Below are 14,792 nucleotides of genomic sequence, written 5' to 3'. Positions count from 1 at the left end.
CGGTTCAATACCAAAGTATAAAACTGGATTGAAGCCTGGACTAAATATAGTATAGAATTATAAAAATATTTTGAGATGAAATTTACAAACCAGCAGATAGTAGATACGATGAAGCGTATAGGGGTGGTGCCTTTGTTTACGCATGATAATGCTGAAGAAGCGCAGCGTGTAGTAGAGGCTGCCTATAAAGGTGGTGTACGCGTATTTGAATTTACCAACCGTAAGAAAAATTCGTACGATGTATTTGTTCACCTGCTGAAACAACGGAGTAACTACCCGGAACTTATGATTGGCATCGGTACGGTGATGGACGGAGCCACTACAAAGAAATTTATAGATGCTGGTGCTGACTTCATTATATCTCCCATTGTGAAATTGGAGATGGCAGAAGTTTGCCGCGCGCATGGTAAACTATGGATGCCGGGATGTGCTACGCTAACGGAAATTGTGACCGCAAAAGAAAATGGCGCAGAGGTTATAAAAGTATTTCCAGGCTCTGTACTCGGCCCAGGGTTTATTTCTTCCATTATGCCGGTTGTTCCCGATTTGCAATTGATGATCACCGGAGGAGTAGAACCCAATGAAAAAAATCTGTCGGCCTGGTTTAAAGCAGGAGCCATGTGTGTTGGAATGGGCTCACAACTTTTTACAAAAGAAATTCTTGCAGAAAAGAATTGGAAGCAACTCGAAAACAATGTACAGGAGATATTAGGTATAGTAAAGAGATTAAGAGGCGAAACGCTTTGATAACAATGTAATTCATCAACCTTAAAACGATTCAACAACCCAAACCCTTATACTGTGGAAAAAACTCAAAACGTAAGCCAGGCGATTGGTAAATATCGATGGACGATCTGTGCTTTGGTGTTCTTTGCAACCACCATTAACTACCTCGACCGCCAGGTGTTAAGTCTTCTGCAGCCACGGCTCGAAGAAATTTTCGGATGGACCAACAGCGACTATGCAAACATCACCGCTGTATTTCAATTTACCTATGCACTCTCCATGCTTTTTGCAGGGCGCTTTATTGATAAGCTTGATACCAAGTGGGGATACGGATGGGCAATTATCATTTGGTCTGCCGCAGCTATAGTGCATGCTGTTGCTATACCCCTGGGCGAAAGTATTTCTGCTTTGGTTGGATGGCTGGGTATAGGAGCGATTTCCGTTTCTGTCGCAGGGTTTATGTTTTCAAGAGCTTTACTTGCTATAGGTGAAGCCGGTAATTTTCCGGCCGCGATTAAGGCAACTGCTGAGTATTTTCCGAAGCGCGAGCGTTCTTTTGCTACCGGTATTTTCAATTCAGGTGCAAATATAGGAGCTATTCTGGCACCACTCACGGTGCCCTGGATTTACAGAAACTGGGGATGGGAAGCTGCCTTCATCGTTATTGGATTTATCGGATTTTTGTGGTTATTCTTCTGGCTATTTTTTTATGAGAAACCGGAGAAACAGAAAAAACTTTCAGCTGCTGAGCTCAAGTATATCAACAGCGATGAAGATGGTGAAGCACCCGTTGTAGATGAAGAAATTATAAAACAGAAAGTATCGTGGGTAAAGTTGTTAGGCTATAAACAAACCTGGGCGTTTGCCTTTGGCAAATTTATGACGGATGGTGTGTGGTGGTTTTTTCTTTTTTGGTTGCCAGCGTATCTCAAAGCACAGTATGGTATAGTTGATCAGGCCATCGTGCTTCCACTTGCTTTATTGTATACTTTGGCGATGGTGGGCAGCGTTATGGGCGGCTGGTTTCCCATGTACTTTATCCGCAAAGGATATTTAGTATATGATGGACGCATGCGAGCCATGCTTGTGATTGCGTTGATTCCATTGGTTGTACTGGCAGCGCAACCGCTGGGAACTCTAAGCTTCTGGCTTCCGGTTCTGCTGATCGGTATAGGTGCCTCTGCACACCAGGCGTGGAGCGCAAATATATTTACAACCGTATCAGATATGTTTCCTAAAAAAGCCGTTGGATCTGTTGTTGGTATAGGTGGTATGGCCGGAGGTATTGGCGCTGTATTCCTTACAAAATTGGGCGGTGCATTGTTCGATCATTACAAGGCCCTCGGTCATATTGAAACCGGCTATACAATCATGTTTACAATTTGTGCCGTTGCTTATCTTATCGCATGGAGCGTGATGAAAGCATTGGTGCCGAAGTATAAACCCATTACAGATTTATAAAAACAATTGTAGTACGAACATTTTGTTTTCATGGAGTGTATAAAAATTTAATTATTTATATTTCACTTCATCTTCAGAGGTGAAGCTCCATGTCAATCAGATTGTTTATTTATTGTTTTGCTGTTTTATTATTGGCCTTTAACAGTGTGTACGCACAAAACGGTCAATATCGATTCTCACACGTTGATCTGAACCACGGCTTGTCCAACAGTCAGGTGAAAGCCTTTCTGAAGGACAGCCAGGGATTTATCTGGATTGGTACTATCTCGGGCCTGAATAGATTTGACGGCAGCACAGCAAAAGTGTTCCGAAACGATCCTCGCGATACTTCCTCCATTGGAGACAATGACATCTTTAAAATTTTTGAAGACCCTTCCGGGAAAATTTGGGTTACCACATATGCCGGTATAAGCGTATACAATCCTGAAACAGAAAAATTTACACGTAACGTAAATCCCCTTCTTCGTCACTATACTATTCCTGACGGACTGATCAGCGATATTGTGAAGGACCGTAACGGAGATTACTGGTTCATGCACGTTACGTCCGGCCTGTTTAAATATATACCTGCGCAGAAAAAAACGATTCGCATCAATCAAAGCGAAAAGGATACTACCGCGATACACAGCAGCAGGGTGGCTTCCATGGCACATGATAAGGCTGGAGATTTCTGGATCTTGCACCAAAATGGTATACTTGAAAAGCTCGATGGAGAAACACTTGCTGTAGTATACCGGAACTACACTATTCACAGACAATACAAGAATGAGCTTTTGGATTATAACCTGATCGCAGATGCCGATGGTGACTTGTGGATATACTTTACGAATTCAAATAAAGGTATATATTACTTTGATGTTTCTAAGCCGGCCCTGCATCATTTTCATAAGGGCTCTGCAAAGCTGCAACTGAACACAGATATTATCCGTGGGGTGGTGCAGGATAATGAAGGGATGATCTGGGTTGCAACCGATCATGGAGGCGTTAACATTATCAACAAAAAGAATTTCTCTGTTCAATATATACTACATAATAAAGATGATGATAAAAGCTTAAGCCAGAATAGCATACAGACTATATATAAAGATTATGATGGGTTTATCTGGATTGGTACCTATAAAAGAGGTGTCAATTATTATCATGAAAATGTAATCAGGTTCCCGTTATTCCGAAACGAAGCAGGTAACAAAAACAGTTTGCCGTTTAATGATATCAATTCTTTCGCCGAAGACGATGATGGTAATATATGGATAGGAACGAATGGGGGGGGCTTGATACAATACGATCCGAAAAATGATCGCTTCCGACAATATACGCATGACCCCCGAAACCCGAATAGCATAAGCGGCAATGTAATTGTAAGTACCCTTTTTGATAGTTATAAAAAGCTTTGGATCGGAACATACTACGCAGGGTTAAATAGCTTTGACGGAAAAAAGTTTATACACTATCGGCATTCAACAGATCCAAAGAGTATAAGTGAGGACAACATCTGGGATATTTTTGAGGACTCTGAACGACAACTTTGGATTGGAACATTACGCGCAGGGGCTGATCGCTTTGACCGGAGCACGAATTCTTTTATACACTATCCATCAGGCGCTGTCAATTCTGTTCACTCTACTTATGTAACGGCTATCGTTGAAGATGCCGATAAGAATTTATGGATGGGCACCGGGTATGGTCTTGATTTCTATGATCGTAAATCGGGAACCTTCACGCAATATTTAAATGATGTAAATAATCCAAACAGCCTCGCGCATAACAATGTTTTTACAATGTTGGATGATGGGCATGGTACATTGTGGGTTGGTACAAAAGAAGGACTAAATCTCTTTGACAAGCAGAAGAAAACATTTAGGGTACTTCGTCAGGAAGATGGCTTGCCTCATAACACCGTACTTACATTGCTACAGGATGGTAGCGGTAATCTTTGGATGGGCACACCACAAGGATTGTCCCATTTAACTATTAGACGAAATGCAGACGGCACCATTGCTTCATTTCGCTTTAGAAATTACGATGAGTCAGATGGTTTACAGGGAAAATTATTCAACGAGGCTGCAGCCTATAGAACACGTGAAGGCAAACTTATCTTCGGTGGTCCAAACGGTTTTAATATATTCAAACCGGGCGATATCCGGATGAACGATAAAAAACCGGTGGTGCATTTTACCGGCTTGCAGATTTTCAACAAAGAAGTAAAGATAGGAGAAGAGATAAAGGGAAATGTAATCCTTGAAAAAGCCATCACGCACACAAAGGAAATACGACTTTCCTATAGCGATAATGTTTTCTCAATAGAATTTGCATCCTTGAACTTTTTTCTTCCGGAGAAGAGTCGCTATAAATACAAGCTGGAGGGATTTAACAAAGAGTGGCTTGCAACGGATGGAAACTCCAGGCGCGTAACCTTTACGAATCTTGACCCTGGTGAATATATACTTCGCGTGAAGGCGTCCAACAACGATGACGTGTGGAACGAAGCCGGGACGTCTATGAAGATTACAATCCTTCCGCCGTTTTGGAAAACGAGAGCTGCATTTGTAGTATATATATGCCTGCTGATGGCAGCGTTGCTGATTACCAGACGGCTTATACAACAGCGTGAGCGGCTCAAGTTTATAATTGAACAAGAGCGCCAGGAAGCACAACGGATGCACGAACTTGACATGATGAAGCTCAAGTTTTTTACAAACGTGAGTCACGAGTTTCGAACGCCGCTCACATTAATCCTTACACCAGTTGAAAAACTGATGAAGGCGGCCAGTGATGATCAGCGCACACAGTTTCAACTCATTCATCGCAATGCCAGGCGATTGTTAAATCTTGTAAACCAGTTGCTCGATTTCAGAAAGCTTGAAGTACAGGAAATAAAATTCAATCCATTCGAGGGCGACATTATCAAATTTATCAGCGAAACAACTTTTTCGTTTTCTGATATGTCAGAGAAAAAGGATATCAAGCTTGATTTCAAATCGTCTCTGGAGTCACTTGAGACTATATTTGATCAGGATAAACTTGAGAAGATTCTTTTCAATCTTCTGTCGAACGCTTTCAAATTTACACCCGAACATGGCAGCGTTTCTGTACTCGTAAATGAATTTCAGCAAGCCGAAGGAAAGTGGCTGGAAATAAAAGTGATTGACACCGGCATCGGTATATCACCGGATAAACAGGAAAAAATATTTGAACGCTTCTTTCAAAGCGATCTGCCCGCCAGCATGGTTAACCAGGGCAGTGGTATAGGATTATCGATCACCAAAGAGTTTGTGCGCGTACACGAGGGCTATATCACCGTTGAAAGTGAAGTAGGCAAAGGAAGCTGTTTCACGGTATCCATTCCAGTGAAGAGTGTAACTATACATGAAACAGCATCAGTTGTGAATGAAGACGTTGCTCCTGTATGGGACGAAAGCCAGCAATCGGAAGCTCCTACACTCTTATTAGTAGAGGATAACGAAGATTTCCGTTTTTACCTGAAGGATAACCTTCGCCTACACTATAGAATTATAGAAGCCCGAAACGGAAAAGAAGGATGGAACCAGGCACTCTCTGCATTGCCTGACCTGATTGTGAGTGATGTGATGATGCCGGAGATGAACGGCATTGAACTTTGTCGTAAAGTAAGGAATGATACACGTGTGTCGCACATCCCGGTAATTCTGCTTACCGCGCGTACTACCGAGGAACAAAAGATGGAGGGCTTCGAAATTGGCGCGGATGACTATATTACCAAGCCCTTCAATTTTGAAATTCTCCAATCGCGTATTCGAAATCTGATTCAGAAACGCGAATCATTCCAGAAAGACTTCAGAAAACAGATTGAGATAAAGGCGAGTCATGTGAACATAACTTCACTGGACGAGAAACTTATTGAGCGTGCAATCAAGTGCGTGGAGGATAATATATCGGATACTAATTTTTCTGTAGAAGACCTGAGTCGTGAGCTCGGTATGAGCCGTGTACACCTTTATAAGAAACTGTTGGCGCTAACGGGAAAGAGTCCGCTGGAATTTATCCGCGTGATCCGCCTGCAGCAGGCCGCACAAATGCTGGAGAAAAGTCAGCTTACGGTTTCAGAAATAGCCTATAAAGTTGGTTTCAATAACCCTAAGTACTTCACTAAATACTTTAAGGAAGAGTATAAAATGTTGCCTTCTGCATACGCAGCCGAGAGACGAATCAAGAAATGATACTATACTTTAACTGATGAAAGTATACTTTTTATAAAGTATAGTACTTGCAAAGTAAGTAACCGATATTTCATATATCGTGAATGTAAGATTATACCTGAAAACAAAATTTAGTAGTATATCCTTCCGCTTTTCTATTTTTTACATGTATAGATGAAACCGTACTATATGCATACGTACGCTGTTATGTAGCAGAAACTTTTTATTTATGTTTTTTCTGGAAACGATTTCAATTAAAACCTTCTCAAAGTAAGCTTTTCCACTTTATTAAACGGTCTGTAAGTATAGGGTTGAATAAATTTGTTGTACCACCCAAATAAAAAACCAGTTTTATGAAATCTCCGAAAAACTCTCCCGACCAAGAATCAATCGCTATTATTGGAATGTCTTGCCGCTTTCCGAATTCAAATTCTCTCCAGGAATTCTGGGAACTCCTTAAAAACGGAAAAGATACTATAGCAGAAATACCCAAGGAGCGTTGGGATGCAGACAAATATTACGATCCGGATCCACACGCAGATCGCAAAACACATCAACGTCACGCATCGCTGTTATCCAACATTCACGACTTCGATCCATTATTCTTTAATATATCTCCCGCGGAGGCCAGCGAGATGAGTCCATCTCAAAAATTGATGTTGGAACTTGCATGGGAAGCGATTGAGAATTCAACGTTACCATTCAATGAAGTAAAAGGAAAAAACGTAAGCGTTTTTGTCGGTAACATCTGGACAGACTTCGAACACTATCGGAAAGCAAAAAATGCCAAGGCTACATTGCACTCCGCTGTCGGCATGTCATCCAACGTAGTGGCTAACCGCGTTTCGTTTGCATTGGGATTTACCGGACCAAGCCTGGTGATTGACACTGGTTGCTCTGCCTCTTTGGTGGCGCTGCATATGGCTTGTCAGAATCTGCTGAGCAGCGAATCGGAAATGTCTGTGGTAGGCGGTATAAACCATATTCTTGATCCTGACAAATATATAGAGCTTACACAGTTTGGAGGTTTATCCCTGAAAGGCAAGTGTAGTACATTTGATAAAGACGCGGATGGTTTTGTTCGTGGTGAAGGTGGTGGCGTTCTGTTATTAAAGAGATTGTCGGATGCTGAACGCGATGGTGATAAGATATATGCAGTAATCCGCGGCACAGCGGTTAATAACAATGGATTCAACGATACACTTCCTGCCACCAGCACGGAAGGTCAGATATCACTCTTCGAGAAAGTATATACCAACTCTGGTATAGATCCGCATGACGTACATTATATAGAGGCTCACGGCACCGGAACAAAGCTGGGCGACCCGAACGAAGCGATTGCGATAGGACAGTTCTTTGGAAAAGGCAGAACCGGAAATAAACTTCGTATAGGTTCCGTAAAAACAAACATCGGCCATACAGAAGCAACGGCTGGTATAGCAGGGCTTGTTAAAGTTGTGCTCGCCATGCAACACAAAACGTTACCTCCGAACCTGAACTTTAATAATCCAAATCCGAATATTCCATTCGAGGAATTACAACTCGAAGTTCAAAAAGATTTAACTGCGTGGCCGGTAAACAATGGAGAAACATTTAAAGCCGGAGTAAATTCATTTGGCTGGGGAGGAACGAATGCACACGTAGCACTGGAAGAATATCGTCCGGTTAAGAAACAATCCACAGAGACTATAGCTACTCCTGAAATATATTGCTTGCCACTTTCCGCGAAATCATCGCAGGCATTAAAAGACTATGCACGGGCATATGCAAAAGAAATTGAGCAAGGCGATGACGAATCTTTTAAAGCTATATGCATCGCCACAGCGCTGCGTAAGCCTGAGTTTGACCACCGCATGCTGTTTACAGGAAGCACACCTGAGCAGATGTTATCCAATCTGAAAAATTTCATTGAAGACGAATCAGAGGTAATACCAAGTAAACCTATATCTGACAAAGCAAAAATTGTTTTTGTATTCCCGGGACAAGGTGCACAATGGTTAGGCATGGGACGCGAACTCCTGGTAAAAGAGAAAGTTTTCAGAGATACTATATTTGCATGTGATACAGCTTTTCGTCCGTTTACAGACTGGTCGTTGATTGATCAGATCAATGCTACACCAGAGACTAGTCGCCTCACCGAGATCAACGTTATTCAACCTGCTATATGCGCGATGCAAATTGCGCTTGCCAAGCTATGGATGTCGTGGGGTATACAACCACAAGCCGTTGTCGGACATAGCATGGGTGAAGTAGCCGCTGCCTATATTTCAGGAGCACTGAAACTTGAAGATGCAGCAAGAATTATTTGCGAACGTAGTCGCCTGATGAAAACGGTAAGCGGTACTGGCGGAGCAATGGCCGTAACAGAACTAAGCCGTCAGGATGCGGAGAAAGTGGCCGCTACATATGGAGGTAAACTTTCTGTAGCGGTTAACAACAGTCATAAATCAACGGTATTGGCAGGTGATAAAGCCTCCATCGATGAAGTATTGGTACAACTCGAAGCAAAAGGATTATTCTGCAGGCTTGTAAAAGTAGATGTAGCTTCACACAGTCCACAGATGGACCCGTTGAAAGAACCACTGCGTCAGGAATTGAAAGATATAGTACCACAGGAAATTACGATACCATTTGTATCTACGGTATATAATAAAGTAATGCAAGGCTCGGAAATGGGTGCAGACTATTGGGTAAATAACCTGAGGGGTACTGTACAATTTGCATCCGTACTTGAAACCCTATTAAAGGACGAGCATACTATATTTATAGAAGCGAATCCGCATCCGGTACTGGTAAACGCAGTAAACGAGTGTGCAGAGTATAATCGTAAGAAGATCATTACCCTTGCATCACTACAGCGTGATAATCCTGAGCTCGAAGCCATGCTTAAGAACTTGGGTGATCTTTATAGCAAAGGATATCCGGTTAACTGGAAGATATACTATGGAACAAGTAAGGCACCGGATGCTACACTTCCGTTGTACCCTTTCCAGCGCGAGAGGTTTGAGATAGAAGATCTTTCAAAAGAACTTGAGACTATAAAGGATGTAACAGCAAAGTATCCATTGCTAGGAAGTAAAATTAATCTGGCTAACATCGCGAATACATATTATTGGGAATCGGCTGTGAGCCTGAACAAATTCCCATACTTGCGCGAACGTCTCGTTCAGGATCGGGTGGAACTTCCGATGTCGTGCTATATTGAAATCGTATTGGAGGCGGTTGCCGAAATATTCAACGATGTGCCCGTACGCATAGAAGATCTTGATTTTACCCGCTATATAACATTGTCTGACAACGGACGTGTAGATATACAGGTTAAATTGACGATCAATGAAAATCAAAAGGGCCAGGTATATATCTTTAAAAAAGAAGACCGGGAATCAGGATGGATCCAGCTTGCACAAGGAAACATTCGCGTGACAAAGGAAACCGTACACGTTCCAGAGATATTCGATCAAATAGAATATCACGCACCTGCATATACCGAAGGTATCACATACTATAATTTACTCCGCTCTATCGGATTTAATTACGGCAAGCACTTCCAGCAATTAACCGGTTTGGATAAAGTTGGAAGCAGACCTTTCCCGAATGTATTGTTCTCTATCAAGGCTGACCCGAATGTTCATCTTACGGCAAGTAAGTATAAAATACATCCGGCCCTGATGAGTAGCTTCTTCCAACCTATATATGGACAGCTTACCAGTATACTTGAAGAGGGTAACTTCCTGGATGTACGGTTCGATAAAATCGACAGTATAATGTTGCATGCTGCTGTAAATTATAGTCGTGAGTTAAGAGGCTTCCTTGTATTCCATCCGTTGGTGAAGCATGAGAAGAATTCAAATACATGGCAGTTCAGTGCAGATATAACCATCTCTAATTTTGATAACACTCCGGTGATGAGCATTACGGGTTTGCAAGGTATTGCTGAACGAAAAGCAGCCAAGGCAAATAGTAACGGTCAGAAGAAAGAAGGTTTTGTTTTCCTTGAAAACTATGCAACGATAAAAGCTGAGAATGAAAAGCAGCACGTGCTTGAGCAGATGATCATACATCATGTATCGAAGGTAATTAAGATCTCTCCGAATCGGATCAAAAATACGATGACCTTTAAAGGCATGGGAGTTGATTCATTGATGGCTGTACAACTCCGTAATCTCCTGGAGAAAGAGTTATTGATTAAATTACCGGTAGGCATGTTCTGGTCGCATCCTAGTATACAAGATTATTCTTCTTACCTGAAGGATGTTCTGGCGGCAGAGATTCATGGACACACTGAAACTACTATACAACCAAAGAACAACGCCAATAACTGGTTTACTATTCCGAAACCAAATCCGAAAGCGTCTTTCCGTGTATTCTGTTTTCATGATGCCGGAGGAAGTGCATCGCTCTTTAATGGTTGGGAAAATCTTCTCGATGAATCAACAGCCGAGCTCGTACTTGTAGAAATGCCAGGAAGAGGTAGAAGGATGGAAGAAACTCCGTATGTGGATTTCAAAACCTTTATGTCCGACATCATGCCTTTGATTACAGGTTTACTGGATAAGCCCTATATATTCCTAGGTCACAGTATGGGCGGTATGATCGCATATGAAATTAGTCGCGAGTTACGCAGAAGGAAAATTGCCTTACCGGAAACGCTTTTCATTTCGTCAACTTCCGGACTTGGTGCGTACGATAAAAAACAGGTAGACTATACGTTGTCCAACGAAGAACTTGTTCAGATGTATCCACACCTTGATATCAATAACATTGGTGATGTGGAGATCCAGAGTCTTCTTATTAATATACTGCGTGCCGACTTGCAGTTCCTGTATCACTATGAGTTTGTTAGAGAAGAGCCATTAGACATTCCGATTGTTGCTATTCACGGAAATGAAGATGAACGCGTGAAGAGACATCAGATGGAAGAGTGGGAAAAAGAAACGGCTGCTTCTTTTAAACTTATAAATCGTTCAGGCGGACACCGCTATATCGAACAAGACGCAGTGTTTGTAGCACAACTGGTGCAAGAAGAGATCTATAGCAAGACGCTTCAAACTGTTAAAACTCTTTTATAATTTAGTTTCTTAATCCTGACGTAATACAAAGTATACATGTGGTGGTAATCACTACATGTATACTTTGTATTTAACGCATTCATGTTTCACTGCTAAAGAATATTAAATGAAAGAATCCGTAAAAGAAAAAATTATAGGAACCTGGAAACTTATATCGTGGAAATACCTGGATGGCGACAACGAGCCTGTTGATTTTTTTGGTGAGAACCCTGTTGGCATTTTAACTTATGATGCCAGTGGATATATGAATGCCCAATTAATGAAGAGCGGACGTGGCAATTTCGTTTCCGAATCCTTAACAGGCGGCACTGCCGAAGAAATTAAAGATGCATATCTTAGTTACGCTGCGTATTGGGGTAAATATTACGAGCGGACTCCGGGGGAGTTAATTCATGAAGTGGAAGGAAGCTTGTTCCCCAATTGGGTTGGCCACGATGAAATCAGATATGGCAAGATTGAAGGAGAATATCTCACGCTGAGCACGCCTCCTATACATGCACAGGGAAAGAAAATTCTATTCAACGTTACCTGGAAGAGAGCATAAAAAAACATCTCTGAAATTCATTGCCTTCCGGCAGGATTTCAGAGATGTATATAGTTGAATTTAAAATCTATTTTGCTACAGCAACCTGTTCCTTCAACCACTTTCTTGCGTCAGGCTCAGAGTTAAAAATGGCCACGGTATACGCGCCTTTCGTAGCTTTTGTAAAACCTTGCAACGAGAGCTGTGTGAAAATGTTGTCTGACATAATTACTGCCATATCAGAGAGTCCTTCTTTCGCAGCACGTGGATTCCAATCCGTTTGATACCACTCGTTCGCTGCCTGCCATGGACCTGAAACTTTACGGTTATCTACCAGAACTTTATTGCATTTAACTTCTTTAATGATCTTCAGCAATTCTTCAGAACCTGCTTTTACCTGATCTACGGTAAGGAAACCATTCCAGTCAACATAGACCAGATCGTTTGCCTTTTCGAAAGTAATAGTGACGTAAATTTCTTTACCGTTAGGTCTTTTAAATTCCTTTTTCATAATTTTTAAAACTTTAATAGTGTTGAATGTCTTTACAATTTGGGGTATTCTAAGAATATATATTAACCTTAAACATTGAAAATGTTACACTGATAAAATAAAAATCAACTTTTTTTCAGTTCGTGTTTTATGCAAATTCATTTCAATCCGAAAAAACAACGGTAATGCTATACTACAATTTTACGGCACTATGCAAACCATTACCTTTATAGGCGCGACAAGTTTTTAGAGATCAAGTATATTTATTACATATAAGCGACATTGCATGGTCAGAGTTTTGATTTCGACGGTATCGGAGGTAGCAAGAACAACGAACTTGGAATCTGCCAGCAATAAATTAAATATACATTTTTTGGGTGATGATGACTACCACTTTTTGGATAAAAAGTTTCCAAGTATTATCGGACGTTTAATGTTACAACGCTTATTGATCGAAGCAAATCTTGGTGAAGATATACTACAAACTTTACATCGCGGCCCTTATGGTAAATTGCAACTTTCTGCTGCTGTAGACTTTAACGTTTCTCATTCAGAGGATAAAGTTGTAGCGGTATTTTCGAACCAGCGCGCTATAGGAGTAGACGTTGAAAAAATCAGAAGTTTCGAATGGAGGGAGTATAGCGAATTATTCTCTTCTACTGATTGGGGTATAATTACATCGGCAAATGACCCTGAAAAAACATTTTTTGATTTCTGGACAAAAAAGGAAAGTTTATTGAAGGCTTACGGCTTTGGATTGCAAATTCCGCTGAACCAGGTAGCTATACATAATAATGTTGGGAGAATTGAAAACACATCAATGACCGGTTTTTTCAGAGAAATAGAAATTCCGGAATATATCTGTTATATATGTACACCTTCTGATGATTACGATTTGAGAGTAGAAAATTTTATAGTATAGACTCTAATCGTATAGTGCGCAGCGAGATCAGTTGCTTGCGAACAGCATAAGCTCTTCATTATTCTGCTTTACATTTTCCTCAAAGGCAAACCCAAGGCGGGTAAGGAGACTTTTAGAATTGCTGTTCGATGGCGTTGTAATCGCTACAATACGCTTCAACCCTAAAACGGTGCGACCATATTGCAAAACTGCTGAAGCAGACTCGTAGGCATATCCCTTTCCCACGAACTCGGGTAAAAGTGCAAAGCCCAGATCTACATCTTGCAGCGTCTCCCTCTTCAACAAGCCACAAATACCGATAGGGGTATTTTTATTTTTTAAGACCACGAGGTAAAGACCAAACCCAAAACGTGTATAGCTGGTTACGGGGCCGTTAAGAATATACTTTCGGGCATCGTCTGCGTTCCTTACACCTCTATCTCCAATATACTGCAGCCACTGTGGTGTATTCAGCAGTTTAAGGATAAACATGTCATCCTCGGCATTGAGCTTTCGGATAACCAAATTATTTGTTTCAGCTATAACGGATGATGTATTCAACTGATTTTAATGTTAATGTATTGATTGTGAAAGATAGGACAATAAGAAAATTCTCTTCGCATATTTTTGATATTCGGACATACCTGTTGAATATAGTATGTATGGCTCTCACCAATTTCTAACTTTTTCCAGCAGTTTTAACCAGAGTGTCCGTTGCAGTTATACAGTTAGAATTGATTTTAGGTTAATAAAGAGGCTACTTCAACGCTGGAGCATCTATCATTTAATGAGAATTATCAAACATTCCCGCAATTCCTTTGGCACTCCTTAACATATATAGCACATACTCGAAGATAGTAGACTTCACTATTTATAGTTCTGGTGTGTTACTGCTAGTGTTTATAAGGGTTAGTTTTTTCTTTGAGCAAAGTTTTATAATCAACGATTGGTATCTTAAATATCCTCTTAATCATATATACTTATAATTATTGCATGACTTCGCTTGGATATAGGTTGATGACCAATTCTTCATTTATTTCTTGAAATAATGAAGCAGATAACAAATCCCACCTAATTCATAACGATTTCATGACGTTGTAAAGGCGGTGATGACTGTACATTTGATTACCCCAAACAATCGTTGCTAATGGACAACCTTAAGAAGAAATCGAGATGGATGCTTGCTCTGGAAGTGGTCATCTACCTGATAATCGCTATTTCTATATCACTGGCCATTACGCTTTGATGATTATCTCCCTTTAATTCATCATTAAACATCCTTCCGTTAAAGGTCTTTTCGGTACATTTTGGTGTACTCGGAACACCATTTTATTCCACTAAGAGGGACTAGATCCACCCCGTGAATTTTGAATATTTTGGAGGGTTGTTAACAAATAATACGTACTTCTGATACATTTTAGCCCCTCCTGTTAACGTTTGCACCCAT

General features: G+C 41.0%; 8 protein-coding genes. 6 read left to right on the top strand and 2 right to left on the bottom strand.

All coding sequences use genetic code 11. The features are described from left to right. Positions 1-75 precede the first annotated feature (75 nt). From B5Y40_RS26720 to B5Y40_RS26700, 5 genes are all read left to right on the top strand, one after another. Positions 76-747, top strand: a complete 672-nt coding sequence (locus B5Y40_RS26720; RefSeq protein ID WP_079689909.1) for a beta/alpha barrel domain-containing protein — start codon at positions 76-78, stop codon at positions 745-747. A gap of 54 nt (positions 748-801) precedes the next feature. Then, positions 802-2,187 (top strand): MFS transporter, encoded by a 1,386-nt coding sequence (locus tag B5Y40_RS26715; RefSeq protein WP_079689908.1) that lies wholly within the window; start codon positions 802-804, stop codon positions 2,185-2,187. Between the two features lie 146 nt (positions 2,188-2,333). Beyond that, entirely contained in the window at positions 2,334-6,383 is a 4,050-nt protein-coding gene (locus B5Y40_RS26710; protein WP_245840818.1) for a hybrid sensor histidine kinase/response regulator transcription factor, read from the top strand. 332 nt (positions 6,384-6,715) lie between these two features. Further along, positions 6,716-11,431, top strand: coding sequence for a type I polyketide synthase (locus tag B5Y40_RS26705; RefSeq protein ID WP_079689906.1), 4,716 nt, complete (start codon positions 6,716-6,718; stop codon positions 11,429-11,431). Between the two features lie 106 nt (positions 11,432-11,537). Further along, positions 11,538-11,975: a lipocalin-like domain-containing protein gene (locus B5Y40_RS26700; RefSeq protein WP_079689905.1), complete on the top strand. Its 438-nt coding sequence runs from the start codon at positions 11,538-11,540 to the stop codon at positions 11,973-11,975. A 67-nt stretch (positions 11,976-12,042) separates the two neighbouring features. Here the strand turns inward: B5Y40_RS26700 and B5Y40_RS26695 are convergent, their stop codons facing one another. Next, positions 12,043-12,465, bottom strand: coding sequence for a hypothetical protein (locus tag B5Y40_RS26695; protein WP_079689904.1), 423 nt, complete (start codon positions 12,463-12,465; stop codon positions 12,043-12,045). Positions 12,466-12,877: 412 nt separating this feature from the next. Here B5Y40_RS26695 and B5Y40_RS26690 point away from each other — a divergent pair, with 412 nt between their 5' ends. Next, entirely contained in the window at positions 12,878-13,366 is a 489-nt protein-coding gene (locus B5Y40_RS26690; RefSeq protein ID WP_159453821.1) for a 4'-phosphopantetheinyl transferase family protein, read from the top strand. 27 nt (positions 13,367-13,393) lie between these two features. Here B5Y40_RS26690 and B5Y40_RS26685 read toward each other — a convergent pair whose 3' ends face one another. Then, a complete protein-coding gene (locus B5Y40_RS26685; RefSeq protein ID WP_245840816.1) occupies positions 13,394-13,906 on the bottom strand; it encodes a GNAT family N-acetyltransferase in 513 nt (170 codons plus the stop codon). Positions 13,907-14,792: the final 886 nt, after the last annotated feature.

The organism is Ohtaekwangia koreensis (genome assembly GCF_900167975.1).
Classification (GTDB): Bacteria; Bacteroidota; Bacteroidia; order Cytophagales; family Cyclobacteriaceae; genus Ohtaekwangia; species Ohtaekwangia koreensis.
Note: the sequence above shows the minus strand (reverse complement) of the source record. Positions and strands in the feature narration are given on the sequence as shown.